This window comes from Nocardia sp. IBHARD005 (assembly GCF_052814245.1).
In genome coordinates, this window is the sequence record NZ_CP199935.1 from 4,347,903 (window position 1) to 4,374,315 (window position 26,413).

General features: G+C 65.4%; 24 protein-coding genes and 3 pseudogenes. 8 read left to right on the forward strand and 19 right to left on the reverse strand.

The window, feature by feature from the left end; all coding sequences use genetic code 11:
* Window positions 1–435: 435 nt before the first annotated feature.
* The 6 genes from ACTWPB_RS20495 to ACTWPB_RS20520 form a co-directional block, all read right to left on the reverse strand.
* Window positions 436–819 (reverse strand): hypothetical protein, encoded by a 384-nt coding sequence (locus ACTWPB_RS20495; protein ID WP_446226561.1) that lies wholly within the window; start codon window positions 817–819, stop codon window positions 436–438.
* 867 nt (window positions 820–1,686) lie between these two features.
* The gene (locus tag ACTWPB_RS20500; RefSeq protein WP_446222197.1) at window positions 1,687–7,188 is read right to left on the reverse strand and encodes a putative T7SS-secreted protein; all 5,502 of its coding nucleotides are present in this window, start codon (window positions 7,186–7,188) and stop codon (window positions 1,687–1,689) included.
* Window positions 7,073–7,699, reverse strand: coding sequence for a hypothetical protein (locus tag ACTWPB_RS20505; protein ID WP_446222198.1), 627 nt, complete (start codon window positions 7,697–7,699; stop codon window positions 7,073–7,075). The genes ACTWPB_RS20500 and ACTWPB_RS20505 overlap by 116 nt, the downstream gene beginning before the upstream one ends.
* Window positions 7,699–8,100: an SseB family protein gene (locus tag ACTWPB_RS20510; RefSeq protein WP_446222199.1), complete on the reverse strand. Its 402-nt coding sequence runs from the start codon at window positions 8,098–8,100 to the stop codon at window positions 7,699–7,701. Before ACTWPB_RS20510 ends, ACTWPB_RS20505 begins: the two co-directional genes overlap by 1 nt.
* Window positions 8,101–8,442: 342 nt before the next feature.
* A complete protein-coding gene (locus ACTWPB_RS20515) occupies window positions 8,443–8,670 on the reverse strand; it encodes a hypothetical protein (protein WP_446222200.1) in 228 nt (75 codons plus the stop codon).
* Window positions 8,667–9,155: a hypothetical protein gene (locus ACTWPB_RS20520; protein ID WP_446222201.1), complete on the reverse strand. Its 489-nt coding sequence runs from the start codon at window positions 9,153–9,155 to the stop codon at window positions 8,667–8,669. The genes ACTWPB_RS20515 and ACTWPB_RS20520 overlap by 4 nt, the downstream gene beginning before the upstream one ends.
* Window positions 9,156–9,175: 20 nt before the next feature.
* On the opposite strand from ACTWPB_RS20520, the gene ACTWPB_RS20525 reads away from it, so the two are divergent.
* Window positions 9,176–9,592, forward strand: a complete 417-nt coding sequence (locus ACTWPB_RS20525) for a hypothetical protein (protein WP_446222202.1) — start codon at window positions 9,176–9,178, stop codon at window positions 9,590–9,592.
* 111 nt (window positions 9,593–9,703) lie between these two features.
* Window positions 9,704–10,849, forward strand: a complete 1,146-nt coding sequence (locus ACTWPB_RS20530; RefSeq protein ID WP_446221242.1) for an IS701 family transposase — start codon at window positions 9,704–9,706, stop codon at window positions 10,847–10,849.
* 182 nt (window positions 10,850–11,031) lie between these two features.
* Here ACTWPB_RS20530 and ACTWPB_RS20535 read toward each other — a convergent pair whose 3' ends face one another.
* Complete coding sequence (locus ACTWPB_RS20535) at window positions 11,032–11,493, reverse strand: MarR family winged helix-turn-helix transcriptional regulator (protein WP_446222203.1); 462 nt, start codon at window positions 11,491–11,493, stop codon at window positions 11,032–11,034.
* Between the two features lie 60 nt (window positions 11,494–11,553).
* On the opposite strand from ACTWPB_RS20535, the gene ACTWPB_RS20540 reads away from it, so the two are divergent.
* The 3 genes from ACTWPB_RS20540 to ACTWPB_RS20550 all read left to right on the forward strand — a co-directional run bounded on the left by ACTWPB_RS20540 (window position 11,554) and on the right by ACTWPB_RS20550 (window position 14,308).
* Window positions 11,554–11,949 carry a hypothetical protein gene (locus tag ACTWPB_RS20540; RefSeq protein WP_446222204.1) on the forward strand — a complete coding sequence of 132 codons (396 nt, stop codon included), beginning with the start codon at window positions 11,554–11,556 and terminating at the stop codon, window positions 11,947–11,949.
* A gap of 83 nt (window positions 11,950–12,032) precedes the next feature.
* Window positions 12,033–12,836: a HEAT repeat domain-containing protein gene (locus ACTWPB_RS20545; RefSeq protein ID WP_446222205.1), complete on the forward strand. Its 804-nt coding sequence runs from the start codon at window positions 12,033–12,035 to the stop codon at window positions 12,834–12,836.
* Window positions 12,837–12,937: 101 nt separating this feature from the next.
* Window positions 12,938–14,308, forward strand: a complete 1,371-nt coding sequence (locus ACTWPB_RS20550) for an FAD-dependent oxidoreductase (RefSeq protein ID WP_446222206.1) — start codon at window positions 12,938–12,940, stop codon at window positions 14,306–14,308.
* Window positions 14,309–14,319: 11 nt separating this feature from the next.
* Here the strand turns inward: ACTWPB_RS20550 and ACTWPB_RS20555 are convergent, their stop codons facing one another.
* From ACTWPB_RS20555 to ACTWPB_RS20575, 5 genes are read right to left on the reverse strand one after another with little or no spacing between them, the layout of a single operon-like run.
* Window positions 14,320–15,690 (reverse strand): hypothetical protein, encoded by a 1,371-nt coding sequence (locus ACTWPB_RS20555; RefSeq protein WP_446222207.1) that lies wholly within the window; start codon window positions 15,688–15,690, stop codon window positions 14,320–14,322.
* A gap of 9 nt (window positions 15,691–15,699) precedes the next feature.
* Window positions 15,700–16,536, reverse strand: coding sequence for an ABC transporter permease (locus tag ACTWPB_RS20560; RefSeq protein WP_446222208.1), 837 nt, complete (start codon window positions 16,534–16,536; stop codon window positions 15,700–15,702).
* Between the two features lie 20 nt (window positions 16,537–16,556).
* The gene (locus tag ACTWPB_RS20565; RefSeq protein ID WP_446222209.1) at window positions 16,557–17,504 is read right to left on the reverse strand and encodes an ATP-binding cassette domain-containing protein; all 948 of its coding nucleotides are present in this window, start codon (window positions 17,502–17,504) and stop codon (window positions 16,557–16,559) included.
* Entirely contained in the window at window positions 17,501–18,742 is a 1,242-nt protein-coding gene (locus ACTWPB_RS20570) for a glycosyltransferase (protein WP_446222210.1), read from the reverse strand. Before ACTWPB_RS20570 ends, ACTWPB_RS20565 begins: the two co-directional genes overlap by 4 nt.
* 4 nt (window positions 18,743–18,746) lie before the next feature.
* Complete coding sequence (locus ACTWPB_RS20575) at window positions 18,747–20,165, reverse strand: condensation domain-containing protein (protein WP_446222211.1); 1,419 nt, start codon at window positions 20,163–20,165, stop codon at window positions 18,747–18,749.
* Between the two features lie 932 nt (window positions 20,166–21,097).
* Between ACTWPB_RS20575 and ACTWPB_RS20580 the strand changes: the two genes are divergently transcribed.
* Window positions 21,098–21,499, forward strand: a complete 402-nt coding sequence (locus ACTWPB_RS20580; RefSeq protein ID WP_446222212.1) for a YybH family protein — start codon at window positions 21,098–21,100, stop codon at window positions 21,497–21,499.
* Here ACTWPB_RS20580 and ACTWPB_RS20585 read toward each other — a convergent pair whose 3' ends face one another.
* Window positions 21,500–21,841, reverse strand: a complete 342-nt coding sequence (locus tag ACTWPB_RS20585) for a hypothetical protein (RefSeq protein ID WP_446222213.1) — start codon at window positions 21,839–21,841, stop codon at window positions 21,500–21,502. It lies immediately after the preceding gene.
* A 187-nt stretch (window positions 21,842–22,028) separates the two neighbouring features.
* Here ACTWPB_RS20585 and ACTWPB_RS20590 point away from each other — a divergent pair, with 187 nt between their 5' ends.
* Window positions 22,029–22,748 (forward strand): 2'-5' RNA ligase family protein, encoded by a 720-nt coding sequence (locus tag ACTWPB_RS20590; RefSeq protein WP_446222214.1) that lies wholly within the window; start codon window positions 22,029–22,031, stop codon window positions 22,746–22,748.
* Here ACTWPB_RS20590 and ACTWPB_RS20595 read toward each other — a convergent pair.
* The 5 genes and pseudogenes from ACTWPB_RS20595 to ACTWPB_RS20615 form a co-directional block, all read right to left on the reverse strand.
* A pseudogene (locus tag ACTWPB_RS20595) lies at window positions 22,738–23,078 on the reverse strand (4Fe-4S dicluster domain-containing protein). The gene ACTWPB_RS20590 and the pseudogene ACTWPB_RS20595 overlap by 11 nt on opposite strands.
* A pseudogene (locus ACTWPB_RS20600) lies at window positions 23,075–23,630 on the reverse strand (pyridine nucleotide-disulfide oxidoreductase); the annotation flags it as partial. The pseudogenes ACTWPB_RS20600 and ACTWPB_RS20595, both read right to left, overlap by 4 nt.
* A gap of 74 nt (window positions 23,631–23,704) precedes the next feature.
* A pseudogene (locus ACTWPB_RS20605) lies at window positions 23,705–23,916 on the reverse strand (pyridine nucleotide-disulfide oxidoreductase); the annotation flags it as partial.
* A 94-nt stretch (window positions 23,917–24,010) separates the two neighbouring features.
* A complete protein-coding gene (locus tag ACTWPB_RS20610) occupies window positions 24,011–24,166 on the reverse strand; it encodes a hypothetical protein (protein ID WP_446226562.1) in 156 nt (51 codons plus the stop codon).
* A gap of 45 nt (window positions 24,167–24,211) precedes the next feature.
* Window positions 24,212–24,409 (reverse strand): hypothetical protein, encoded by a 198-nt coding sequence (locus ACTWPB_RS20615; protein ID WP_446222215.1) that lies wholly within the window; start codon window positions 24,407–24,409, stop codon window positions 24,212–24,214.
* Between the two features lie 158 nt (window positions 24,410–24,567).
* On the opposite strand from ACTWPB_RS20615, the gene ACTWPB_RS20620 reads away from it, so the two are divergent.
* Window positions 24,568–24,966 (forward strand): DUF779 domain-containing protein, encoded by a 399-nt coding sequence (locus ACTWPB_RS20620; RefSeq protein ID WP_446222216.1) that lies wholly within the window; start codon window positions 24,568–24,570, stop codon window positions 24,964–24,966.
* A 4-nt stretch (window positions 24,967–24,970) separates the two neighbouring features.
* Here ACTWPB_RS20620 and ACTWPB_RS20625 read toward each other — a convergent pair whose 3' ends face one another.
* Window positions 24,971–26,347 (reverse strand): hypothetical protein, encoded by a 1,377-nt coding sequence (locus tag ACTWPB_RS20625; protein ID WP_446222217.1) that lies wholly within the window; start codon window positions 26,345–26,347, stop codon window positions 24,971–24,973.
* Between the last annotated feature and the right edge of the window lie 66 nt (window positions 26,348–26,413).

The following is a 26,413-nucleotide window of genomic DNA, read 5'->3' on the forward strand; positions in this document are numbered from 1 at the left end:
TCATTTTTGAACCGCACCGACCCCCGGTGGCGGGCAGGGGCCGTACTGCGATCCGTCTCGGACACGTGCTTGCGGTGTGCGATGACGGTCACGGCCTTCCTGTACGGCGGTGCCCGTTATCGGGCCTGGTGCCCGCATCGACTGTCGGCGTCGCGATCGGTGGCGACTGCGCCGCCGACCTGGCACTGCTGGGCGCCGAACCAGCAGTGTTCGGTTCGGTTGCTTCGGATACACAGCTGCGGCACGTTTGCGGCCCGGTTGAGCAGGCAGATAACTGTCTCTACTTTTCGAGGAATCGATCATTCCGGGTTCGTGGAACCCTGGCAGCCAGCCCCGCTGTGCGGCCGGCTGCCGCGCCCTCAACCGGAAAATTCCGATCGAGATACCAATTCGAAGCCGCTCAGGCCAGCATGTCAGCCCCGCGAAAGATTGAGGTTAGAAGCCGGTTGGAAGTACAGATATTTCGCTAGGAGTAGCGCAGACTACCTGACCCGCGCGGAGTGTGGGGAGCGGATTGCTAGCTTCGAGTAAAAGGTTTCCGGGATTGAGGTCGAGTGCAACGATTCCGTCGTCGAAAACGGTTGTGACTGTGCCGCAAACCATGAGTTGACCGTCCTTCAGATAGATTCCCTCTTTAGGTGCGTCGGAATCATAGACATGAATTTCTGAGACGTCGTCGCCCAGTTCGATCTCTACGTCGTGCTGGGTGCCCGCTACTCCCGGGTTCCGTCCGGCCCACACTGCGGGCCAATCACCGCTGTGTGATCTGACCATGCCCGACGCGCCGGGCGGAATGTCTGTCAGCAGGGTTACCAGCATCACCATGTTCCCTTCGGGAAGGGCACTCGAACGACTCGGTTGTCGAGGTGCCACGCGTTTGCTTGAAGGTTGGTCGCGAAACGAGTGGCTATCCCTGCACTGGTCGCGAATTCCGGTTGCCGAGCATTCGCATCCAGTGAAGTATTTCAGAGGTTTCACAATTGGCTAGAAGGAAAGCGTTGGAACCATCATGACCGTGTATCTCTATCATTAGCAACTCGTCGTGCGGAAAGGCGGCGAGGAATTCTACCAGCTGCTCGGTCATTATCAGGAGGGTGGAATCTCCGCCCGTGTGCTTCAGCCTCCTCTTGTAGACGCGAAGTAGAACAGTCCTCGATGCAGTGCAAACACTGATGGTGTCGGCGTTGCGTGCGGTGATGAGCAGGTCCTGTCCTACGACACCTTCGGCAACTGCTTCCGCTGCTCGACTCTCTAACGTTTTCTTATTGATCGATCCACCTCTCCGTATATATCCCAATCGTTAAACTCTGAATCAATACTAGCTCGTAGGGCCCCGGCTTCTAAAAGGTGGATACCAATCCTTCGGGTGAGTTTCTATTGTTTCAATTTCACCGAATTCATCATTGATAATCCTGAAGCACGTATACGTATGCGGGTAGTTCTCTGGGGCCATTGCGTCCCCGTTGGTAGTCACCCGTAGCTCCCCGTTTGTACCGCCAATCATACGAAGCTCGGCCAAAAACTTGCCGTCGTCACTGCGGAGAACCTCCACGTTTCTCAGCGGGTGTGCCGACCTAAATGTGAGCCGCCACACAGTCTCCCAGTAACTATCGCCCAACTCCCAAACCTTCCCCCAGGTTGTCTTCTTTATGTTTGCGGCGGAGTATTCGTAGCGCTTCGAAGACATTATGGCGTCACCTTCGCAATCCACTCCATCGTCGCGTTCAGTGTTTCAAATGATCGCGGATGGAATATTGTCTCATCAGGAACCCCTTCGCCTACTGCTCGAACCTCGACGTGGCCCCTTTCGAGCAGTTGCTGGTAGATGTTTTCAGGAATCCTTCCCACGATTACGGTGGAGGGGGAATTGGGGTCCACGCGAAGGCCCCATTCGTAGGCCGACTGAAATCCGGGGGCGTCGCCACCTGCAACTTCATGTGTGAAGAATGATCCTGGTCGGCTCATCAATCCTCCATTCGTAGCTGCTTGCCCGGCATTGGCATCGAGTCCGTTATTTAGGATGTTGTTTGCGTTTTCCAGGGACGTTCCGTGTGCAAAATCGCGATATTCTGGGGTAAGTCCTAGTGGGTCTGACCACTTTGTCGGATTGTGGGGGTAAGAGTGAGGATTCGACGCTGGAGCGAGCCCAAGTGGGTCAGTGGTGAGAAATCTGCCCGTTTCCGGGTCGTACGCTCGGAAATTGTTATGATGCAAACCTGATTCGGTATCCGCGTATTGGCCATGATACCGGAGTGGTGTGCTTGTTCCGCCAGTCCAGAGGCTCCTTCCCCATAGGGTCCGCCGGGATATTCCTTGCCGTTCTGCGGTGTGCGGGTTTATGAGTTCATCGGGGCACCCGGTGAGGTCGGTGACAACGATGGAGGGCACAGTCGCCGACATGTGCTTCACAGACTGGGCTGCAGGGGTTAGTGTCCCAGGCAGATAGTGCCAGCAGGTCACCACGTCCTTTTGAACTTCCTCAATTAGACATGCCGCCTCATACACGTAGGAGGTCTGCTGAACCAATCGTTGCGTGGCGGTGTCTAGACGTGTCTTACCGACCCTGCGCGCATGAGCATCGTAGGAGTAGCGCCACCATTCACCTTCCGGCGTGTACACATCGGTCAGCTGATCGAACGCATTGTATCGGTAGTGCCAGACAGCTGGTTTACGGGAAATTCGTGTGGTGACTTTTCGGATAAGTCGGCCAGCGGGGTCGTAGTAGTAGTGGTTGCGGCCATCTCGGACGAGGAGGTTGTTGTGGTACTCGCGGCCTTCCATGGGCCCGCTCTGGGCTCGTGCGGGCTGTGGAGCCTCGGTCGAGGTGGGAAGGCTGGCGGTGATGTTGGAGAGGGGGTCGTATTCGTAGGCTTCGGCGATCTCGGTGTCGCGGGTGATGGTGTTGACGCGGCCGATGGGGTCGAGGGCGTAGGCGGCGCGGGAGGTGCCAGTGTCGGGGCGGGTAGTGGTGTGGTCGGTGAGGTAGCCGTCGGGGCGATAGGTGTAGTCGTCGCGGCGGATGGTGAACGGATCGGGCCGCGCGGTCGGAGTGTCGCCGAAGTCAAGCGAGAAGGTCGCGGCAGGGAATCCAGTGACTTCCTGTGTGGCGATATTGCCGTTGGTGGTGAAGGTTCGGTCGATTTGGACTTCGCCGGTGCGCCAACCAGTGAGGCGACCCGCGCGGTCGTGGTTGAACGAGATGTCGGTGCCGTCGGCGTCCAGCGCCGCGACCTGGCCGAGCGCGTTGTGACGCCAGGTAGTGACCGCACCCGACGGGGTGGTGCGTCGGACTCGTCGTCCGCGGTGGTCGTAATCGTTGACCATGGTGGGTTGGTCGTCGAGCTTTTGGGTCGCGACTTGGCCGGTGGGTGTGTAGGTGAATTCGAGGGTGTGGGTGAGGGTTTCATCGGTGCCGTTGATCGCGGTGAGGATGCGGCCCGCAGGATCATGGGTGTATGCGAGGTACTCACCGGAATCAGCAGTAACCGAGGTGAGGTTGCCGAGAACGTCGTGGCGGTGATGGCGTGTGATGCCGGTCGCGGGAGTGACGGTGGCGATGCGGCCAGTGACCGTGTAGGTGTAAGCCGTGGTGGCGCCGGTGTAATCGGTCTCCGAGGCCAGGCGGCCCGCTAGGTCATAGTTGTAGGTCCAGCGTTGACCGAGCGGGTTGATGACCGCTATCAGTTGGCGTTCGGTGTTGTACAGGTAGCGGGTAGTCGAGCCGTCGGGTTCGGTCCGAGCGGCGACTTTGTCGAAACTGCCGTAGGCGTAGGTGGTGACGCCGCCGCTGCGGTTGGTATGGGTGAGGGGGTTGTTTTCGCCGTCGTAGGTCCAGGACTCGGCGAATCCGTCGGGATCGACTCGACGGGCTAGTCGCCCTTCGGGGGTCCACTCGTAGCGGGTGGTGTGCCCGAGCGGGTCGGTGACCTCAGCAGGGCGTCCGAACTGGTCTCGGCGGATGGTCGTCGCTGCACCGTAAGGGTCGGTCACCGTGACGGGCAGTCCTGCGGGGTCGACTTCGACGTGGGTGAGGGCACCGTCAGGATCACGGACTTCGGTGACCGCGCCGCACGGACTGTGGGTATATTCGGTTCGCGCGCCTCCTGGGTCGATGACCGCGACGAGGTTTCCCGCCTTGTCCCATTTCCGAATCGCTGTCGTACCATCAGGATTCGTGATCGTGGTGGGCCGGTTGCTGTAGGCATATTCGATACGGATGTCGCTACCGTCGGGACGGGTGATCGTCGCGACATCACCGTCGTCGGTATACGCGTACCGGGTCACCGCGCCATCGGGTTCGGTCACGGCCAGTGGTTTGCGCGCGGCGTTGTAGTCGATGTGGCGGTGTCCGCCGTCGGCGTTACGGAAATCGCGCAGGCGTAGGTCGTTGTCGAACCCGTAGCCGGTGACGCCGCCACGAGAATCGGTGAGCCGAGTGAGGCGGCCGGTACCGTTACCGAGTTCGAGGTATTCGAAGTCCGCGTTCATCACGCCATCGAGGCCGCGTTGGGCGATGACTCGCCCAGATTCGTCGTAGGTGTTGGCGACCCAGCTGCCATTGGAATCGGTCCACGACAGCATGCGGTGGTGCTCGTCGTACACAAAGCGTGTGGCGCCCCCGACGCCGTTTACCGCGGTGGTCAGCTCGCCCTGCTCGTAGTCGAATTGCCGAACACGGGTGAGGGTTTCGAATCCGTTCGCTTCGCCCGCGATCGAGATCGCGGTCACGCGGCCGTTGGCCGAGTCGAGCACGACGCGGTACCCACCGGAGTGGGTGACCTCGGTCGGGTCACCGTTGGTGTTGTAATGGAACCTGATCCGGTTGTGGTGGCGGTCGGTGATCGCAGAGATCGCGAAATTGCCCAGCAGCGTGTCCAAGCCATCGAGGACTGGTTCGGGGGCGAAGTGCCACACCAGTTCTCGGTCGGGGTCCCAGAGTCGGTAACCACCGACTTCAGTACGCGTCAGCTTCCACCGCTGACCGCCAGCGATCGGCTCGACGCCTACACCGACTTCGGCATGCGGGTAAGCCAATAGCATGCCGTCTTCGAAAACCACAGTGACGCAGTCGGCTTCGACGACTACGCGCATGTCGAGGGTGGCTGACCAAGAGGGCCCGAACCAGCGACCGAACCGGTAGTTGGAGTGGTGGGCTCGTTTCAGGGCTAGACGGAGGATGCCTGGTAGTTCGAGATCGGTGAGCGGGAGCAGGAATTCGCCAGTGGCGAGATTGACCGGATCGCCGCCCTCTTCGGTCTGGTTTCGGGTGGAGTCGGTTTCCGGCGGATTCTTGTTTGCCGTATCACCGACGCTGTCCTGCCCGTTTCCGCCCTGATCGGTCAGGGCACGGGGTTCGGGTCCATTGCCGTTCTGATCGGGGGTGTTGGAATCGCCGTTGTGGTCGCCCGGGTTGGATCCGTTGTCACCGTCTTGGTGGGTCGGCGAGTTGTCGTGCTGATCGGGGGTGGAATCGTTGCCGTTCGGGGAGGGTGATTCCGGGGTCGGGCTGCCACCGTCGTTGTCAGGAGTCGGCTTGCCCGTGGATGATTCATCGGGACTGTTCGGTGACGCCGGTGCATTGTCGGGGTTCTCGGGTGATCCGTCGTTCGGTGTGGGCGAGCCAGGCTCTGTGTCACGAGGGTTGACGGGTGCGACGGTTTCGGGGCTTGTTCCGTCGTTTCCGTTGGCGGCTGGTGTCGAATCGTTGGGGTTCGCGTTCGGGGTGTCTGCTGGGTTCGTCGGCCGGGTATCGCCCGCCTGACCGGGCGGGTTCGGTCCGGTTCCGTCCGGCGCGGCGCCTGCTGGGTTCGTAGGGGGTGAAGTGTCTGGACTGCCAGCAGGGTTCGGGCTCGGCGTGGCGGGATTGTCCGGGGCGTGGGCGGCAGGCTGGGTGGGGGCGCTGGGTGTCTCGGGCACGGCGCGCCTTGATGTATCTGCCACGTTATCGACAACCCGGCCGGCGTCAGCGACGTCGGAGACCCGGTTGACGGTGGTGGCAGCGGCTTTCGCGGCGCCACCGGCGCCACCGGTCGCGAGGGTCGTCAACGCGTCGCCGGTGAGAGCACCCAAGGCCTCGGACGGGTTGGTCTTGAACCCTGAGAGCATCGCTGCCGCAGTCGCTTTCGGGTCCGCGGCGGCGACGATCATTCCGGTGCTCAGGTCCGACATCTTCGACAGGTAGTCGGCCGGGTGGGTCATGTTGTAGATGTCGAGCGGATTGATCGACCGCACGAATTGCACCATGCCGGTCAGCGAGGTCAACAGCCCGGACGAGAAATTGGCTCTTGCCTGCTCGATCGCAGCACCCAGGTCTTCGAAGTTGCTGCCCCACCGCGACAGGAACGGTGGCTCGGTGGGCGCGGTCTCGGTCGCTGCCGCGATCGCCGCGATGGCCGTGGCAGCGGCGTTGTCTCGTTGAGTGCGGGCACCGTTGAGGATCGCCCGGGCTTCGTTGCGGATGTCGGTCCAGGTATCGGTGAGGTTCTTAGCCTTGCGCTGTTCGTCGGTTTGGGCGTTCCAGGCGTTCTTGCGGTCGCGTTCCTCGCGGTCGGCGGCGTCCCATTTCGCGATCGCGTCCGCGGCTTTGGCTTGGGCGGCGGTGACCTCGTGGTACCAGGAATCGAGCGCGGTCTTGGCCTTGCTCATCGCGTCGGCGCCGTCCCACCACAGCTTGGGCTGTTTGGAGTACTCGTCGTGAAACGCCGTCGAGGCGTCCCCGGACCAGTCCGCGACGTCGATCTTGCGGAGCGCGTCACCGGTTTGGTCGATCGCGGTGCCGATCTTGCCGAGATCGTCAGCGACCTCATGAATCCGGGTGGGTTCGCCGCGGATCAGTTCCTTCGGGTCGGTGGTCTCGCCGAGTTGTTTCTCCGGGACGGCGCCGCCGGTCGCGTCGACGATCTTGTCTCCGAGATCGTCGAGCCAGTTCGACAACCCGTCGGCGCCGACAGCTTTCGCGACCTTGGACTCCACGTCGAGGACGTGTTGTATGCCTGTCCGACCTTCTCGGTGGCTGTCTCGAGCCCGTCTTCGATTTTGTCGCCGAGGCTGTTGACGAAGTCGCCGATACCCACTACTTGTTTCCCCCACCTGCGTCTTGTCGTGCTTGCTGGATCTCGGCGACCTTCGCCGCCGCCCCCGTGTCGGCCAGGAAGAAGTCGCCGATCCCGCTTTGCTGGGGCACTTCATCAGAGGCCAGGTACTGCCCGACCTGCCCCAACATCGAGACGTTGTCGCCCATGTGGGAGAAGGCTTCGGAGAACGAAGCCGCGCTGTATTGGGGATTTCTGGCCGTGTTGAAGTTGCTGTTGTCCCAGACCTGGCCCCAGTCCATTCCCTCGAGGTCAGTCTTGGACAGGTGCGGGTTGCCCGCCAGATGGGTGAACATCTGCTTGAACGTGTTCGAGACCTGCTCGTCGATCAGGTGATAGCGGCCCGCGGACAAGTCCAGGATCTTCGCGATCTCGTTGCCCGACTGCACCAACGCCCGCACACCCCACGACCACCGTTCGGTGAACGTCTCGAACGTGACCTGGACATTGCCGGTGCCTGCTTCGGCCGCTGACATCGTCAACCGGGCGAACCCGCGCCCGAGGGCGCCGGTCTCGCCCACACCCAGGTCGGAGAGCTCGCTGATGATGGTGCTGATCCCGTTCGAGGCCTGAGTCAGCAGGGCCGGGTCGACGTTGAGATCGGCCATCAGCGGTGTCGGTTCTCAGCCGAGGGTTCCTCTGTCATCTCGGGAGGGAAGGCCATCGGTGCCCGCGAACCCATGTCGACGGTGACGCCGGTCGGTTCGGGTTGTGCCGCGGCGAACTCACGCAGGCGTCGGCCCATGAAGGTGTGGAATCGATACTCCTGGCCGGGGGTGACACCGCGTGCGGTCATGAACCGGGCGTATTCCTCGACTCCGGTGAACGCGCACAACCAGTCGATACCACTCGAGGCCAGCGTGAACACACGATCTTCCGGGCCGGTCAACGGCACCAGCAGCGCTGCGGACTCGAACGCGTCCGCGAGCTCGGTCGCGACGCCGAAGCCGGCGTAGAAGGCCGCGATTTCTGACCGTAGGCGTGCGGAATCGACCTCGATCTCTGTCATGTCCGCTCCCCACTTTCCCTTCGGACACATCGGACACCTACGTTAGCTAACGATCGCGGTCAGATCCATTCATGCCCCCGTGAGCGCAGGTTGAGCGGCGAACTGGGTGTGGCCGCGACGCCAGATTCCATCGCTCCGGGGCGCCGCCGCTACACGGAGTGCCTGAAGACACGACGGCCTCGTCGAGGATTCAGCCGCAGGTCGAGACCCCGCACTCGGTTGGTGCTCGACGGTTGCATCGTGATGGTGGTCAGGCGTTGCTTTGCGCAGTTGGTTGGCGGTGGTGGCCGTGTCTTGTCGGCGTGCCTGTGCGTCGTGCCCATGGCGGGATCAGTACTTTCGTCAACCACCGGGCATCGTTTGCTCAGTGTCCTTTGGCTCCGGCAGTCCCTCGGATTGCCGGGCATAGGGAACGTGAGGTGAGATGTTCGTGGTCCAATCGGCATAGCTCATGTTGGTGGTGAGTTTGGCGCACAGGACGACGGTGTCGGATCGGAACGCGTTGTGCGCATTGATGATCCCGTCGCTGTGGGAGATCAGAAAGCGGGTGCCATCCTCTGAGTAGGTCACTCCGGTTTGATGAGTTGGATCCCAGGATGCCGCAGCAGGCAGCGCCGCTGGTGACGGACACCCTTTGCCAGGGCGATCGGCTGCAGTCCCGCGACGGACCAAGCCTGATATTGTTGATCTAACTTTCCGGTCGTCGCTTGAGTGCCCAGCAGGAGTCGTTCGTCGTTGTCGAGGATGCCGTGCCCGATGAAGTGGAAAACGAGGGTGTCGGAGACCTTAAGACTCTGTCCACACGCGCGACCCGTGTAGCGGAAAAGTACGACCTGCCGACTGCACGGCTGATCCTCGGGCACGAGGTGGATTCTCCTGTAACAGCACGGCCACAGGCCGACATTCGTTAGCAGCAACAGCAGGTCAGGCCGATCCTGCACCGCCGCCGCCGCGAGTTCAAGGCCGCCAACAACGGCTGATCTGTTCTCGTCTGAACGAAATCCCCTGGGAGCCTTCGGGTTCCCGGGGGATTTCGTTGTCGGGGTGTGGTTCATCGGCGCAGTAGGCTTCGTGCATGCTCGACGAAATCGACTCCCCGAGAACCGAGTTGGAGCAGCGCTTGCGGCTTGCGCTGACCGGCTACCCGACCTTCGAGGTCCGGTCGGTCGGTCGCCGTGAAGTGCACGTCGCACGGCCGTACGACCACAACCAGGAACGAACTCCATACTGCTTCGCCTTGATACTCGAGGAGAAGCGCCGATTCGCCCAAACCGTCGAACACTGGTGGCCGACCGAAGGCGGTACTCCCCTTCGGCGCGATCGAGATCGAGAACAACCGGTGCGGAACCTGATCGCGGCTGAACTGGCAGAGCTGGGCTGGACGCCGGGGCGCAGTGCCGTGGGGTGGACGGTCGCGGTGTTGTCGCAGACCGCGTGGGCCGTTCTGTTTCTGGTCGTCTCCACGCTGTTGGTCATCTACTTCACGCAGTGACTGGGGCCGCGAACTCCAGGAGCAGGTTTTCGGGGGTCTCGAGTTTCCGGGGCGGGTGAGGGCTAGTACTGCAACGGCATCTGTGTGAGTCGTTGCTGGTAGATCTGGTGCGTGGTGTTGGATCGTGTTGTGGCCGAGTTGGATTCGTTGATGTCGCGGATCGGTGGCCGGTTCGCGCGGTCGGAGCCGCGGGAGCGGGCGCGGGAATACGTGTCGGGGCTGCTGGCCGGGCTGGAGCGCAAGAATGGCTGGACGTTGGCCGAACGTGCTGGTGAGGGCTGTCCGGACGGGATGCAGCGGCTGTTACGCAAGGCCGACTGGGACGTCGAGGCCGTGCGTGATGACGTGCGCGACTATGTGGTCGAACACCTCGGCGACCCCGATGCTGTGCTCGCCGGTGACGAGACCGGTTTCCTGAAGAAGGGCACCAAATCCGCCGGGGTGCAACGCCAGTACTCCGGCACGGCCGGTCGGACGGAGAACTGCCAGATCGGGGTGTTCTTGGCGTACGCGTCGCGGCACGGGCATGCCCTGATCGATCGGGAGCTGTATCTGCCCGAGTCCTGGACCACCGATCGGGAGCGCTGTCGCGGCGCTGCGATTCCCGACGAGGTCGAGTTCGCGACCAAGCCCCGGCAGATGATCCTCATGCTCGAACGCGCGCTGGCCGCGAAGGTGCCGTTCTCCTGGTTCACCGCCGACGAAGCCTACGGCCAAGCCGGCTACTTGCGGGACTGGTGCGAGGACCACGACGTGTTCTATGTGCTGGCCACCCGCCGTGACCAGCAGGTGAGCACCCGCGCCGACCGGCTCGCGCGCGCCGAGGACCTCGTAGCGGAGTTCGGTGACCGCACCTGGCAGCGGTTCTCGGTCGGCGCCGGCGCGCACGGGCCGCGTGAATACCACTGGGCGCGACGCCAGATCGAGGGCACCTGGAAGACCGGGCGCGGGCACTGGCTGCTGGCACGGCGGGCGTTGACGCCCAACAGCAAAGGCGAGCACGAGATCGCCTACTACCTCTGCTACGGCCCCGCTACCGCCAGGTTGGTCGATCTGGCCTGGACCGCGGGATCACGCTGGCACGTGGAAGAGGCATTCCAGCAGGCCAAGGGTGAGGCAGGACTCGATCACTACCAGGTCCGCAGCTGGCGGGCCTGGTATGCGCACATCACTTTGTCGATGCTCGCCCTTGCGTGGTTGGCCGCGTCGAAAACCCTTGCTGCAAAGGGGGAACCAGCGATCTCGACGCGGACATGATCGCTCTCACGGTACCCGAGATCCGCCGTCTGTTGGTCGCGTTCGTACTGACCCCGCAACATAGGGCCGATCACATCTGGTTGTGGTCGAGATGGCGGCGCCGCCGCCAGTATCAAGCCCGGCTGTCTCACTATCGCCGCCGAGGCCACCCTCTCGATTGACCCACGAGTGCCGTTGCAGTACTAGGGGCTGTCTTTCGTGCTGCACGAAGGATCGTGTGCGGTGAACAGTCGCGACAGCGCCGATGTCATGGCTTGCTTGCCGGTCGGGCTCAATGTGGCGAGGAACTCTTCCTGAACGTGCTCCAGTTCGGTGAAAGCGACTGTCAGGGTATGTAATCCGTGTGCGGTCGGGACCACTACCTGTCGTCGCCTGTCGTCCCCGCGCTCGCGCACAGCCATGCCGAGTCGCTCCAATCGGTCGATCACGGCGACCATGGTTGTGCGGTCGAGGCCGGTGGCTGCGGAGAGTTCCTGTTGGGAGTGGGCTCCGGTGGCCGCGTAGGTGAGTGTCCGGAAGTCTTTGCCGCGGAGGCCATGACGGTTCAGCGACCGTTCGACGGCATCGCGGGCGGCGTCGCCGACTCGGAACAACAGGAAGATCGGCGCCTGGGTGATCCGCTCTACGGGATTCGACTCTCGCATGACATCCATTCTAGTGTCACATACACTGATCGTCAGTATCGCTGATGATTGGAGCTTTCAATGTCAACCGATAGAGCCGTCAAGGTAGCCCTCGTCGTGCTGGGTGTGATCACGATGACGCCGGTGCTCGCGCTGGTGACGCCGGTTGCCCTGGAGTACTACGGGCTGACTCAGTTGAGCCCGATGGAAACCGCCTTGTTGCGACATCGGGGCGTGATGCAAGGTGTGCTGGGCGCCGCACTGGTGTGGGCGGCCTTCGTGCCGGGAGTCCGGGTGCCGGTCGCAGTGGCCGCGATCACGACCAAGACCACCAATCTCGTCTTGACGCTGTCGGATACCGCCACCCGGCCCGCTGCGCCGTTGTTCAGCACGGTTTTCGACACTCTGGCAGTGCTGATGCCGATCGGACTGGTTGTCTTCGGCCTCCGCCCTACTCGGAGTAGCGCGGCGGTCTGACCGACCACGACAACCGCGCGCACGCGTGGGGAGCCGCCCGAACGTGGTCAGGGGAGGATCGAATCAGCGGGTACCGTTGGGCGGTGAACTCAGCCGATGCGCGACTCCTCAAGGACGGCGATCTCGAGACCCGCGAGGACAATCTGCGGCTCTTGTTCGATCGGGCGATCGACGGCGACATATATGCCAAGGAAACGCTGCTCGCGCTCGTTCGCGACTATCCCGAGTACCACCGGTCGCTCTATAGCCGGGCGTTGAATCGGGCGGAGGTCTTCGGCGACGACAGTCTGCGCGAGCCGCTGCTCGCGTCGCTCGCCGACACCCGCTACAACTGCCAGGCATGGGCCGCGATGGGGTGCGCGGCCCTCGGTTTCCGTGACGCGATCCCCGGCCTTGTCGCGATGCTGGATCACCCGCAGGACATCGCCCGGGATCAGGCGGTCATCGCCCTTGGCGTACTCGGTGACGAATCGGTTGTTCCTGCCCTAGCTCCGTTGCTCCAGGACTCGATCAGTGGGATGCGCGAACGCGCCGCCGAAGCCCTCGGCATGATCGGCGGCGACGCGGCGTTGGCCGCGCTGTGGGACGAATTCGAGAATCGCCGCTACTACCGCATCGGCTACATCGCCAGTGCTTTGTCGGAATTCGCCCCGGACATCATCCCGAGGCTGGTCGAGGCGGCCTCCAGCGACGACGCCGACAAGCGGTACTGGGCAGCCGTCGCACTCGGTTCGACCGGCGACGACCGCGCTGTCCCGACACTGGAACGACTGATGGCCAACGATCGCGGCTCCACGGTTTTCGACGGCATGGTGAGCGTCGCCGCGAAGAAGGGCCTACGCACACTGCGTCGTATCCAAGCCGCGATCGCCGCCCGCGAATCCTGAGCGCGCGGCCATCGTCCTGAACTGAGTTCACGGAATCGGCAGAACTCGGGACTCGCGGTACTGGGGGCCGAAACCGCGACATCCTCTCGTACGGTGGTGGGATGGGACGGATGGTGGTTGTCGGGGCGGATGCGACCGGGATGGCGGCGGCGTCGCAGGCGCGGCGGTTGCGGGATGCTGGTGAGCTCGAGATCGTGGTGTTCGAGAAGGGCAACCATTCCTCGTATTCGGCGTGCGGGATTCCGTACTGGGTCGCTGGGGATGTCGCTGATGCCGATGATCTGATCGCGCGGTCGGTGGCCGAACACCGTGCTCGTGATATCGATCTGCGGATGCGGACCGAGGTGACCGAGATCGATCCGGTGGGGCGGCGGGTGCGTGCTCGCGATCTCGATACCGGTGCACAGGAGTGGACGAGTTACGACCAGCTCGTGGTGGCCACCGGCGCGACGCCGATCCGGCCGCCGCTGCCGGGTATCGACGCCGAGGGTGTCTATGGCGTGCAGACCCTCGATGACGGGCAGGCGCTCATCGACGGGCTGGAGTCGGCGACCGGGCGGGAAGCTGTCGTGGTGGGCGCGGGGTATATCGGTGTCGAGATGGCTGAGGCGTTGGTGCGTCGGGGGTTCGAGGTCACCATGATCACCCGGGGTGCTGAACCCATGGCCACGCTGGACCCGGACATGGGTGCGCTCGTGCGAAAAGCCATGGAGGGGATGGGAATACGGCTCATCCGTGATACCGAGGTGACCGGAATGCGGACGTCCGCGGACGGCAAGGTCTGTGCGGTGGTGACCGCCGGCGGCGAGTATCGGGCCGATGTGGTCGTGCTGGGGATCGGTGTGAGCCCGGCGACCGATCTCGCCCGTGACGCCGGGCTACCACTGGGGGAGAGCGGTGGTCTGCTCACCGATTTCGCTCAGCGCGTGCGCGGATATGACGACATCTGGGCCGGCGGTGATTGTGTGGAGGTACTGGATCTGGTGTCGGGCACGCTCCGTCACATCCCGCTCGGCACTCACGCCAACAAGCACGGACAGGTGATCGGGTCGGGTGTCGGCGGCGGATATGCCACCTTCCCCGGTGTGGTCGGCACCGCGATGAGCAAGGTGTGTGACCTGGAGGTGGCGCGTACCGGCTTGGGGGAGAAGGACGCTCGGCGTGCTGGGCTGCAGTTCCACTGCGTCACCATCGAATCCACCGGACGCGCGGGGTATTTTCCCTGCGCACAACCGATGACGGTGAAAATGCTCGCCGAACGTCGCACCGGTCGGCTACTCGGTGTGCAGATCGTCGGACGTGATGGTGCCGCCAAGCGAATCGACATCGCGGCGGTGGCGCTCACCGCGAGAATGACGGTGGAGCAGGTGACCGCGCTCGACCTCGGTTACGCACCACCGTTTTCCCCGGTCTGGGATCCAGTCCTGGTCGCAGCCAGGGCGGCCGTCCGCGCGGTGGCGAGCGATCACTGATTGCCGGGGAGTCACCAGAATCTGGGTGTGAGGCCCCAGGACTCGAACTCCGCCGACAACAACTCGCGCAGGGCAGCGCGGGTGGGGAAGCGGTCGGGGTCGGCGCCGGTGACGGCCAGGGTGACCGTGTGGCCGTCGGTGGAGAAGGAGAGATTCACGCCCACCTCCACTTGGCGGAACATGGCGGTGTCGTTGGTGCAGACGACCGGGCGCATGAGCACGGCGCAGGCCTGGTGGCCTGCGAAATCGGCTACACCACTGGCGGTTTCGCCGAGGTTGGTGCACAGGCATTCCGGGGCTTTGGCGGTGCGGGCGAAATGACGCAGCACGAAGCGGGGCAGGATCATCTGCAACGGCTGGAGGTGTTGCAGGGCAGGCGTGGTGGCCGGGTCGCGGTAGGCGGTGGCGGCGCGTTTCACGGCGGAGCGGATGGCGGCGAGGTCGACGCGTTCGCCGGTGCGGTAGGTGACCGAGATCGGCAAACCGGTGGTGGCGTTGGCGCGGGGGTCATCGGGTGTGCGCATCGAATGGGGGATGTCTACGCGAATGTCGGCGGTGTCGCCGACGCGCCCGCTGCGACCGAGAATACCGGCGCCCAGGGCGATCAGGAGCCCGTTCGTGGTGCCGGAATGCTGTGTGGCGGCGGCGTTCCACTCGGCGAGATCGAGCTGAACCACCGTGTCGGCCGGTGACCACTGTGCCGGAAGGCGCAGCTCGGGGAGCGAGGGACGAAGGTTGCGGTCCGGCTCGGTGACACCACGGGTGGCGATCGCCGCGCGGACCCCTTTCGCGACTGCGCGAAGCTGTCGGCCCGCATCGATAATGTTCGCGCTCAACGAGTTCCGCGGTAATGTCCCGACCAGCTGGCCCGAACCTGTGGCACAGTCCGGGCTCTCATCGAGCCGTGCCAGTGCGTCGCCGACGGCGAACAGCACCGCGCCGCCGTCGGATGCCACGTGCGAGGTCACCAGCGATACCAGCGTCCCACCCGCCGTGGTCGCCACCGCGGACAGCCGCCACACCTGACCGGTCGCGGGATCGAAGTCGACCCGGCTCTGCGCGAAATACCAGTCGAGGATCTCGTCGTCGGCGACGGGCACCGAATCCCAGCCCAGCGGAAGCGATTCCGTCGCGGGCAGCCAGTAGGGACGGGCGAACGGAACCCTGGTCGGTCGCACGCGGCGGGCCAGGAAACCCTGGGCCAACTGGGCGTGGAAGCGGGCGAGCAGTTCGGGGTCGACCGGCTCGTCGAACCGCCAGGCGAGCTGATTGACCAGCGCGTTGCCGTAGAGGCTGTGCAGCTTGAGGAACAGGTCGTCGTCGGCGGTGAGCCGGTTGACGGCGACGGGCGCGGCGAAGATGGCCGGGGCAGTGAGCGTCATCAGAACTCCTCAGCGAGCACGCAGGGTGCGGACGGTCAGGGGCGCGAAGACGGCGGCGATCACGAGCGAGGCGACCACCGACCACAACGCGTCGGCGCCGACAACGCCGTTCTCGGCGAGCCCACGCACCGCGGACACGAGATAGGACACCGGGTTGTAGTCGGAGACGTACCGGAGCCAGGTCGGCATCGCCGACTCGGGCACCAGCGCGTTGGACGCGAAACTCAGGAAGGTGAGCACCAGCATGGACATGCCCTGCACCGCGGCGGGTCTCGACACGGTGACGCCGATGAAAGCGAACAGCCAGCTGATCGCGGTGGTGGCCAGGACGACGAGCACCGCACCGGCGACGAACCCGACCGGATGATCCGGGCGGTAACCCATCGCGAACCCGACGATCACCACCGTGGTCGCGGCGATGACATACCGGGTCGCCCCGGCCAGCAGCGCTCCGGCGACCGGTGCCGACCGGGCGATCGGCATGGCGACGAACCGATCGAAGACCCCGGACCGAATGTCTTCGGACAGTTGCACTCCGGTGGCGACCGACGACGTCAGCACGATCTGCACCAGGACACCGGGAATCAGAATCGGCAGGTACGCCTGCATGCTGCCCGCGATGGCGGTGCCGAAGATGCTGCCGAACAGCAGCGGCCCGACAATGGGCAGCAGCAGCGCGTCGTAGAGCAACTGCGGGCTGTGCCGGAAGGTGAGCAGACCTCGCCACGCCATCATCAGCGACTGGAACAGCGAGGCGCGCAGGCTGACGTGGGTGATCCGGGGGCGCCGGTCGATCGTCGGCGGTGTGGTGGGCTCGACGGCGATCTCGGTGAGGGTGGCAGTCATGGTGGCCTCGGTCTTTCGGATCAGGCGGCGACGCGGTCGGTGCCGGTCAGCGCGAGGAAGACCTCGTTGAGATCGGGACGGTCGACAGCGAAACCGCGCAGGGCGATGCCCGCGGCGCGGCAGGCGGCGACAATATCGGCGGCGGTGCCCGCATCGTTGAGCGCGACGGTGAGCATGCCCGCCGACGACCCTTCGGGAACCTCGCCGGTGAGTTCGACGACGATGGCCTCCGCGTGGGCGGATTGCGCGGCGTCGGCGAGTTCCAGGCGCAGCACCTGGTCGCCGATGGAGGACTTCAGCTCCGCCGCGGTGCCCTCGGCGACGATCGTCCCGCGGTCGATGACGGCGATCCGGTCGGCGAGTGCGTCGGCTTCTTCGAGATATTGGGTGGTGAGCAGAACGGTCGCGCCGCGGGCGACGAGCCGTCGGATCACGCCCCACATCTTGTCGCGGGTGTGCGGGTCGAGGCCGGTGGTCGGCTCGTCGAGGAAGATCAGCGGCGGATCGGTGATCAGAGTCGCCGCCAGATCGAGCCGCCGCCGCATGCCACCGGAGAACTGGTTCACCGGCCGGTCGGTGACCTTCGACAGTTCGAACTCTTCGAGGAGTTCGACACTGCGGCGCGCGGCATCACGGCGGGAGAGTCCGAGCAACCGGCCGAACAATCGCAGATTCTCACCGGCGGTGAGGGTTTCGTCGACCGAGGCGTATTGGCCGGTGAGCCCGATCATCGAGCGCACGGCGGTCGCGTCGCGCGCGATGTCGTAACCGAAGATCTCGGCGGTGCCGCGATCGGGACGGACCAGGGTCGCGAGCATGCGGACGGTGGTGGTTTTGCCCGCGCCATTGGGGCCGAGCAGGGCGAAGACGGTACCCGCCGCGATGGTGAGGTCGACGTTGCCGACGGCGGTGAAATCGCCGTAGGACTTGCCGAGACCGGTGGTGCGGATGGCGATATCGGTATTCACAGTTGCCTCCCGGCGGAATAGGCCAACTCAGGGGCGACCGGCGAACCGCCCAGCGCCTCGACGACATCGGCGGCCCGCTCGACACCGTCGGCGGCGAAACCGGCGGCAGAGGTTGCCGCGCGCGCGACCACATCGGGATGCGCGACGCGGTCGAGCAGAGCGTCCAGACGCTCGCCCGTCAACCGTTTCGCCGGAGTCGTGGCGGCCAGACCGAGCCGCTGTAACGCCTGACCCCAATACGGCTGATCGGCCTGGACCGAGCAGATGACCTGTGGCACACCAGCTCTCAGTGCCGCCGCCGTCGTGCCCGCACCGCCGTGATGCACAGCGGCGACACAACGGGGTAGCACCCGGGCGTGATCGACCTGCTCGACGACCGCGACGTCTTGCTCGAATCCGGTGGCGATCGAGGCCCAACCCGACGCGAGGAGTAGCCGACGACCACGCCCGGCACACACCGCCCGCAGCATCGCGACGAAGGCGGCCGGGTCGCCGACATCCATGGAACCGAAACCGACGTAGATCGGCGCCGATCCCGCCTCCAGCCACGAATCCAGAGTGGGCGAGGGCCCCCTGGTGAGAAATCCGTTCGAATCGACCGGAAACCCGACGAACGGCCCGGACAACTGCTCGCCAACACCGGGGAACAGCCGCGGGTCGTAGGCCTGAATGCGCACGGCGGCGACATTCGGCCCGGTGGTGCGGGGCACGACCGTTGCCAGGGCAGCGGCCCGTGCGCGGGCCAGTATCGACCAACCCCCTCGGTGCACGACACCGGGAAGACGCGCCGCCCAGCGCACCGGTGCGACCGGGACCGCGCTGTTGGGCTGGATCGGGAAGAAGTGCACCGCCGCGAACGGCAGTCCGACCGCCCGCGCTACCGACTCGGCGGCTTCCTCGCCCGCCATCCCCGCGACCACCACATCGTGTCCGGGTGCCAGCGCACGCAGGTCCGCGAGTTGCTCGGGCACTCCACGCCGTTGCAGCTCGAACAGCGCCCGCAGCCGGGCGCGCGGATCGCGGCTGGTGAACCGGTGGTCGGTGCGCTGCGCGTCGAGGAGGTCGGCGGTATCGCAGCCGAACGGCACCGCGGCAACCCCGTGCTCATCGGCGAAGGCCACGAGGTTCGGCGCGAGCGCCAACGTCACGTAGTGACCGCGCTCGCGCAGCGCACGAGCCAGCAGGATGCCGGGTTGGGCGTCGCCCCGGCTGCCGGTGAAAGCCAACAGTGACCGCATCAGCTCATCCCGCCTGCGCGGTGAGACGGAGCGCGTCGGCGCCCACAGTTGGACCCGCGTGCACCGTGGCGGTGATCGACGACAGTGCCTGCCCGAACGCGGTCAGGAATTCGTCCATCACCTCGGCGGGGAACCCCGCCGGGTACCGGGTCGATACGTACAGACCGTCGGCGGCCCGCACAACCCACAACAACACCTCGTCGGGCGAGTACGACTCCGCGCGCAAGGTCCGTCCGCGCAGGTCGGCGACCAATTCGTAGCCGGGCAGGACTCGGATATCGAGGAAGGAGATGCCGAATCGCGGTGTTTCCGCGACGTCGAGCAGGTCGAGAACGCGCGACCAGGAGGCGTCGTTGGCGGTGCGCGAACGACGGAGCGCGGCGCGCGCCTGATCCATGGCTTCGGCGATGCCGGAGCCGGCTGTCAGGGCGATATCGACCGGGACCACATTGACGAACCAGCCCATCGATTCCACCCAGCGCAGGTCAGGGCGGGTCGCGATCGGCATCGCGGTGCGCATCCGGTCCGCGCCGAACTGCTGCTGATTGGCCACGGCCAACGCGGCGAACACCGCGACCGACATCCGGTGCCGCACCAGGTCGAGGACCGATTCGACCTGCTCGAGTTCGGTGAGATCGAGCAGTCGCCGCGACACGCTCGGCTGGGGCAGGTCCGCGGGAGCGGGCCGCTGGGCATGCGGGGCGAAGCGCGGCATCGCACCGTCGGCGAGGAATTCGCGCCAGGTGGCGACCGCGGGGGAGTCCGGATCCAGTTCGGCCGCGCTCGCCCGTTCCAGTACGGCGAAGTCGGCCACGCTGCCGAAGGTGACGGACTCGCGTGACTGCTCACCCGCCGCGACCTCGCGGTAGAGCGTGCGCAGTTCGAGAATCAGGATGGCCTGGGAATAGGCGTCCATCACCGAGTGGTCGGCGGCAACGAGCACCGTGAAATCGCCGGTGTCGGCGTGCTCGACCGTGGCCGCGAGGCAATGCGGCCACACCAGCGGCGACAGGCGCTCTTCGAGTGTGCCGCTGAGGAATTCGTTGATCCGGGCGCCGTCGGTGAGTCCGGCTACGGGCTGTTCGGCGATGTCGACGGCGGCGGGTGCGGCGACGAGCCTGCGCGGTTCGCTCCGGGACGCGGTGGTCACCGTGGTGCGCAGGCCCTCGTGCCTGGCGTGCCAGCGCCGCAGCGTCTCGCGCCAGGTGGGGCCGTCGAGCGGGGCATCCATCTCGAAGACGGTGCCGATCCAGCGGCCGCGACCGGGCAGCGGGTCGGCGAGATCGACGCTCGCGCAGTAGCGGGCGTGCACGCTGCTCAGCGGACGATCGTCGGCTCGCCATGCGTCGGCGGCGAGTTCGGGTGTCCACATCGACAAAGCGCCTGAACGGATTTCGAATTCGGACAGGTGGGTGTATTCCATGACCGGTTCACCTCGTGACGAATGCATGCCGAAGCGGCGGAAGGGTGGGAGGAGAACACCGCACTGTGTCACCTGATGCGTTGGACTTCGGCGGCATTGCATTTCCGTGAAGCCTCGGCGCGATTGATCGTATATGTGATTCTGCTGAGAGCGTCATGGTGACGGGCATCACGGTTTAGTTGAACAAAACTCTGCCGCCTGCGAGGTTATCACGATAGTGGCATGGATTCGCTTGTCCTACTTCAGTGTTCGAAAACGTGCAATCAAGGACGGGATTGTCTGTCGATATTTTGTTCATTCCGGACGGGAAGATTCTTGTATGCACCATCACACTGCCGGTGGGCGGTTGTCCAAGTGCGTTTCCCTCGTGTTCACCTGACGCAATTCATCGATGCCGTTCGCAATATGACGACCGGTGCATCCGGGATTGTCGGCCACGACATGTCCGGAGAGCGCGGTTCGGCGTCGTTGCTGGAGACCAGCACGGGCGCCGTCATCTGACCGTTATCACAACGTTGCGCACTCGATGCCGGTTGCTAGGGTGAAGGCGCGAAGTGTTCGTTCGGATGTGAAGGAAGACAATGGGAAGCACTGCCCTCGACATCATGGCGCTGGTCCTCAACCGCGTCACCGAGTTCTGGAACTGGATGGCGACCGGATCGTCGGGATTCCCCCCGCTGTGATCGGCTGACATCCCGTTCTGTCTGTGAAACCCCTGGCGGCCGTTGGCCTTCGGGGGTTTCGCCGTTCATCAGGGTACGAGTCGACCGGAGGTGGGCTGATGACGACGGTGGGGACGCACACGACGGATCTGGTGCCACGGCGGTGGTCGGTGACGATGCACGACCATCCCTGATCCCGGGTCGCGCGCCGATTCGTGTCATACCCCGGCGTTACCGTTGTCGCACAACCCGAGTCGAGGGAGGGTGTCGATGGCCGAGAATGTGCGTGAACGTGCGCAGCGCCCGGAAGATCTGAGCCGGCTGGTGGTCGAGCGATTGAATGCCGGTGACGTGGACGGTCTCGTCGAGTTGTACGAGTCCGATGCGGTGCTCGCGTTGCCGGACGGCGTCGTCGCGACGGGGGTCGACGAGATTCGGGCGGCGTACGCACGACTGGTCGCCGATCGACCGATATTCCAACCCGGTCACCAGGCGCCCGCATTATTCGCGGGCGATCTGGCGCTGACGTCGTCGCGTCTGCCCGGTGGCACCGGTGCGACCGTCGAGGTGGCGCGCAGGCAGCCGGACGGAAGCTGGCGCTGGATACTCGACCAACCGAACGCGCCCTGGGTGGTCTCCGAACCGGCAGGTCGGTCAAACGTGGCCGGATGATCAGTTCGGGTTCAGGCCGGTCGCGAAGACGACGACGACCTTGTCGTCGGTCACCTCGCTGACCCGCACATCCGTGCCGTTGCTGGCCTGGGACTGACCGACCGGGACCGTGATCTGCTGGCCACCGATGCTCAGGGTGACCATCTCACCGTTCACGGCGACGAGTTCGGTGTCGATGCCGAGGACCGAGGCCTTCGCGCTCACCCCCCGGTCGAAGGTGACGGTGCAGCCGCTCACGGTGCATTCGGAGGTGGTGCCGGGTCCGTTCATGGTGCACGCGGAAACGGCAAGGGGAAGCAGGAGGGCGAACGCGGAACGCGTGATCAGCCGTCGAACAGGCATGGCAGTCAGTGTAGTGCGTCGAAGGCACAACGGATCGGTCTCACCAGGTTGCTCGCCGAACACACCGGGAATACCGTCGCTGTGAGGTAACTGGCATCGCAGGCATCGGTGCCGATCGTGTCGGGCGGAACGGCCGGCCAGCCGGGTGTTCACCCCGCGGTCGGCCGAGATCGGGAGGTGGCACACCATGATCGCGAGCGAAATGACCGTTGCCAGCCGCTGGTGGTGGCGTCCGGGGTGGACACCGGGTCGCTCGTTCTACAACTGGCAGATCGTGCCGAGCCAGCCGGTCGCCGACAAACTGATCGAGATCTTCGCGCCCACCCTGTCGCGCCTGCCCGGACTCGAACAGGTCGACGCCAAGCGGCTGCGGATCGGGGTGCAGGGTATCGGCTTCGCCGACGGGGTCAAAGGGGTGCACCTGGCGGCGCTGGTGGCGGGGGCGCGAGATCTGCTCGCCGAGCTCGCGCCGTTCCAGCTCGTCTTCGGGCCGCCGGAGGTCACCGTCGAGTCCATTCGATTGCCGATCACCGTCTCGGAGGAACTGCTGCGGGTGCGCGCGGATCTGACCGACGCGCTGACCGACGTGTGGATCCGGGAACGGATCCCCGACTTCGGTGAGCCGCTGCGCCCCTACCTGGTGCTGGCCCACGCGACCCACCCGACACCCGTGCACGATATTCGCACCGCGCTCGACGAGGACGGCTTCGCCGACTTCGCCCTCGACGACACGGTCTCCGCGGTCTCGATGGTCGAATTGCAGTGCGAGGACGGACGATACGACTGGTCCGACGTCAGCACCGCAGGCCTGCTGCGTGTCCCGGACCCGGTCGTCGAACGGAGTGTGTTCGACGACCCGCTGTTCGGTCCGTTGCCGAACCCGACGCCGTCGGCGCTCAGGAGCTGAGCCGCGGCGGCGGTGCGCCGTGCGGGAGCACCGGCCCCACCGCGACCTGTGCGCCCGCGGTGCGCCTGTGCCCCCCAGCCGAGCTTCTCGCGATATCGGCCGATGTGCTCGGTGGGAACCGCCGCGTCCGGGGGCAGCGGCGTGACCTCGGGCGCGACGTAAGAGGGCATCGGTCGGGCAGTACGCCTCGCACAGGAAACAGGTCTGGCAATCGGATTGCCGGGCGATAACCGGGATTCCGCCGTCGACCCGGTCGAAAACGTTGGTGGGGCAGGCCGACACGCACTTGTCGCAGCCGATGCAGTCGCGCGCACGCAGTAATTCGATCACGACGCCACCACCAGACCCGAGTTGCGGGTGCCTTGCCGCATCGACCCACGGCTTGTCGAGCCCACCCGAGTGCAGGTGGTGATGCTGGGCCGGATCGAGGTCGGGATGATCGGCGCGTTTGCTGATCCCGCGAGTCTCGGTGCGCGCCAAGGCGGTTCGGTACATCAGGCGCCCGACCGCGGTGATGGCCGCGGCCTGCCGGGCCCCGACCCGCTCGTCGCCGGTCCCGCCGCCGAGACCGGCTGATGCGGCATCCCACAGTTCGTCGAGCCGAGCCGAGCCGAGCCAGGGCAGGGCGCAGCCGTCACCATGGCGCAGATAATTCTTCTCGAAGGGGATCAACTCGTCCTGCGCGGCGGTGACGACTTCGGCCGCGGCAACCGACCGTGACCCGTTGGGGCGCAACCCGACTCCACCGATTCCGTGCACCGCGTCACCGGATCGGCCCGCTGTCATGGCATGCTCTGCGGCACCCGTGCCCGCCCAGCTTCCCGACGACATCGCCCTCGCGGCGTTATGGCTACCGCCGCCGGTGAGTCGACATAGCGCCTCACCTTAATCGGGGCTCGGCGACATCCCGGTCGGCGCGCGAGCCGGACGCCGGTTCCGACGTCGGCGCCGGGAACCTGGTCGAGGACGCGATCCATCCAGTAGGGGTCGGCGAGATGATCGCCGAGCGCCTCCCAGCTCGCTTTCGCGTCGGCGCGGGCGGCGGCCTCGGGCGCGACGTACCAGACGCCGGTGCCGGAAGGCGCTGTGGCGCCGCTGGTTCCGCAGTAGCCCTTGTCGACCAGATCACCTCGGCGCCGCCGGAACGTGGTGGTTCGGTGGCGGTCACGGTGGCTTCTTGCTCGACGACGTGCCGAGAACTATCGCGACCCCAGCCCACGGAGGATTGCGCGCAGGGGTGAGCGAAAGGGGGCCGATTCGGGTCAGTCGAGGTCGGTCGGCCCGACGGGACCGCAGACCCGGATCACACCGGCGTCGAGGTCGACGTCGAGGCGGGGTTCGTGTGACTGGCCGTCGCTGTCGCCGCTGCCCTCGTTCTGCAGCTTCTTGCCCGGAAACAGCTCGCCCATGATGCCCACGGCTCCACGATAGTCGCGGTAGCCGTCAATGCGCTGGTCCCGGGGTTACTCGGCTGGCTCGAGCATGGCGACGACGCGGTCGAGGAGGGCTTCGAGGCGGGCTTCGATACCGGCGCCGTTGCGTGCCGACACGGTCAGGTCGGTGTGGCCGTCGAATTCGGTCAGCCCGAACAGCAGGGGCATGGCGACGCTGTGTTGCGCGAGGACGAACAGCCCGGTCGGGTGACCTGCACGGTGTGCCATATCAGGAGTTCAACGTCAGGGACGTGATGCGATTCCGCGGCGGTGACACGCGCGGGTGATCTTCGCAGGTTTAGACCGGAACCAACCCTGGACCAACCTTTCGCAACCATAGTGTGCCCCGAGCACGATCACCGCCGAGAAACTGCGAGGAGCGCACTATGGTTCGACATTCCCACGGCCGCAAGGTAGATCATCGCCACCGTGCGGTCGAGGCCAGCGATAATGCCCTGCGCGTCCTGCGGTTGCTGCTCGAGATGCACGGCCCGGTTGTGCTGTACCTGGCGCCCGACACCGAGGGGTACACGCCGATCTGCGTGCGGCGCGGCGAGTTCCGTCCCGGCGCGGGTGACGTACTCGCCGGGCAGACGGCCTGGCACACCGAGTTGTGGATGGCGGATCGGTTCCACGTCGGCTACGACGACATCGATGTCAGGATCGAGGTGTGCAACCGCCCGCAGCGTGGTTCGGCTTCCCTGGAGGCATCGTGCGGATTCCGGTTCGCCCTGCGCATCGAAAAGGTCGAAGACGCTGCCGAATTCGTCGAGGAAGCCTCCTAGTCGCTCACCAGAACCGCGCAGTCAGTCCCCAGTCGGCGAACTCTGCCGCCAGTAGCTCGCGCAGCGCCGCCCGGGTCGGGAAACGATCGGGGTCGCCGCCGGTGACCACGAGTGTCACGGTGTCGTCGTCGCAGGAGAAGGCGAGATTGACGCCGACCTCTACCTGACGGAACAACTCGACCGGGCCTGGATTGACCACCGGGCGCATGATGACGTCGCGCGCACGGTGCGAGCCGAGGACCGCGATGTTCTGTGCTGTGCGACCCATGTTGGTGCACAAGCATTCCGGTGCCTTCGCGGTGCGGGCGAACTTGTGCAGCACCACCTTCGGCAACAGCATCTGCACCGGTTGCAGGTGCTGGATCGGTGGGATGGTCTCGGGATTGCCGTAGGCCAGGCCCGCCGCTTTGAGCGCGGCGCGGACCGCGGGCAGATCGGCGCGTTCGCCCGCGCGGTAGCCGACGCTGATCGGCAGCCCGGTGGTCGCGTTGGCGCGCGGGTCGTCGGCCTCGCGCATCGAATGCGGTATGTCGACGCGCACCTCGGCACCGTCGGCGACGCGGCCACTGCGACCGAGCAGCCCGACAGCGACGCCGATCAGCAGGCCGTTGGTGGTTCCGCCGTGCGCGGCGGCGACGGCGTCCCATTCGGCGAGATCGAGCTGGACGATGGACTCGGCGGCCTGCCAGGTGTCGGCATGCGGTAAGCGCGGCGCGGCCGGGCGTGGATTGCGGGCCGGTTCGCGCACACCGCGGGATCGGCGTGCCGCACGTACGCCACGGGCGACGGCGCGGAGCTGGCCGCGGGCATCGGCGAGGTCGGCGGCGAAGCGGCCCGTGCCCGCCACAGGGCCGACGAGCCTGCCCGCGCTGGCGAAGCGGTCGGGTGCCGCACCGCGGTTCAGCCGGTCGAGGGAATCGACGATCGCGTGCATCATGGCGCCGCCGTCGCACGCCACGTGCGAGGCGACCAGGGTGACCACAGTGCCACCGGACTCGGCAGGCGCGCCGGCGAGTTGCCACACCAGTCCGCGCTCTGGGTCGAATTCGACGGCGGCCTGCTCGAGGAACCAGTCGAGAATCCGGTCCTCGGGAATCGGGGTGTCCGACCACCGCAGCGGCAGGGATTCGGTGGCGGGCTCCCAGTGCGCGCGGGCGATCGGGAAACGGGTGGTGCGAACCCGCCGCGCGATGAACCCGGTCGCCAGATGCGCGTGCCAGTCCGCGAGCAGGTCTCGGCTCAGCACCGTGTCGAAGCGGTAGGCCAGCTGGTTGACCAGGGCGTTCGGGTAGAGACTGTGCAGTTTGAAGAACAGGTCGTCGTCGGCGGTGATCCGGTTGAGCTCGGTGGCTACCGCGACAGCGGGGGAGATGACAGTCATCGAAAAGCTCCTAATGGGCGCCGACGCGACAGCGTTCCTCAGCTGCGCACGGCTGTAGCGAAGGCG

Bases quoted from the DNA above. Each gene is read 5' to 3' on its own strand.
- ACTWPB_RS20560 (WP_446222208.1), bottom strand. From the start codon at position 16,536: ATGACTGCCACCCTCACCGAGATCGCCGTCGAGCCCACCACACCGCCG.
- ACTWPB_RS20555 (WP_446222207.1), bottom strand. From the start codon at position 15,690: ATGACGCTCACTGCCCCGGCCATCTTCGCCGCGCCCGTCGCCGTCAAC.
- ACTWPB_RS20620 (WP_446222216.1), top strand. From the start codon at position 24,568: ATGGTTCGACATTCCCACGGCCGCAAGGTAGATCATCGCCACCGTGCG.
- ACTWPB_RS20580 (WP_446222212.1), top strand. From the start codon at position 21,098: ATGGCCGAGAATGTGCGTGAACGTGCGCAGCGCCCGGAAGATCTGAGC.
- ACTWPB_RS20585 (WP_446222213.1), bottom strand. From the start codon at position 21,841: ATGCCTGTTCGACGGCTGATCACGCGTTCCGCGTTCGCCCTCCTGCTT.
- ACTWPB_RS20540 (WP_446222204.1), top strand. From the start codon at position 11,554: ATGTCAACCGATAGAGCCGTCAAGGTAGCCCTCGTCGTGCTGGGTGTG.
- ACTWPB_RS20615 (WP_446222215.1), bottom strand. From the start codon at position 24,409: ATGGCACACCGTGCAGGTCACCCGACCGGGCTGTTCGTCCTCGCGCAA.
- ACTWPB_RS20550 (WP_446222206.1), top strand. From the start codon at position 12,938: ATGGGACGGATGGTGGTTGTCGGGGCGGATGCGACCGGGATGGCGGCG.
- ACTWPB_RS20505 (WP_446222198.1), bottom strand. From the start codon at position 7,699: ATGGCCGATCTCAACGTCGACCCGGCCCTGCTGACTCAGGCCTCGAAC.
- ACTWPB_RS20625 (WP_446222217.1), bottom strand. From the start codon at position 26,347: ATGACTGTCATCTCCCCCGCTGTCGCGGTAGCCACCGAGCTCAACCGG.
- ACTWPB_RS20575 (WP_446222211.1), bottom strand. From the start codon at position 20,165: ATGGAATACACCCACCTGTCCGAATTCGAAATCCGTTCAGGCGCTTTG.
- ACTWPB_RS20500 (WP_446222197.1), bottom strand. From the start codon at position 7,188: ATGAAGTGCCCCAGCAAAGCGGGATCGGCGACTTCTTCCTGGCCGACA.
- ACTWPB_RS20570 (WP_446222210.1), bottom strand. From the start codon at position 18,742: ATGCGGTCACTGTTGGCTTTCACCGGCAGCCGGGGCGACGCCCAACCC.
- ACTWPB_RS20495 (WP_446226561.1), bottom strand. From the start codon at position 819: ATGCTGGTAACCCTGCTGACAGACATTCCGCCCGGCGCGTCGGGCATG.
- ACTWPB_RS20520 (WP_446222201.1), bottom strand. From the start codon at position 9,155: ATGAACCACACCCCGACAACGAAATCCCCCGGGAACCCGAAGGCTCCC.
- ACTWPB_RS20525 (WP_446222202.1), top strand. From the start codon at position 9,176: ATGCTCGACGAAATCGACTCCCCGAGAACCGAGTTGGAGCAGCGCTTG.
- ACTWPB_RS20535 (WP_446222203.1), bottom strand. From the start codon at position 11,493: ATGCGAGAGTCGAATCCCGTAGAGCGGATCACCCAGGCGCCGATCTTC.
- ACTWPB_RS20510 (WP_446222199.1), bottom strand. From the start codon at position 8,100: ATGACAGAGATCGAGGTCGATTCCGCACGCCTACGGTCAGAAATCGCG.
- ACTWPB_RS20590 (WP_446222214.1), top strand. From the start codon at position 22,029: ATGATCGCGAGCGAAATGACCGTTGCCAGCCGCTGGTGGTGGCGTCCG.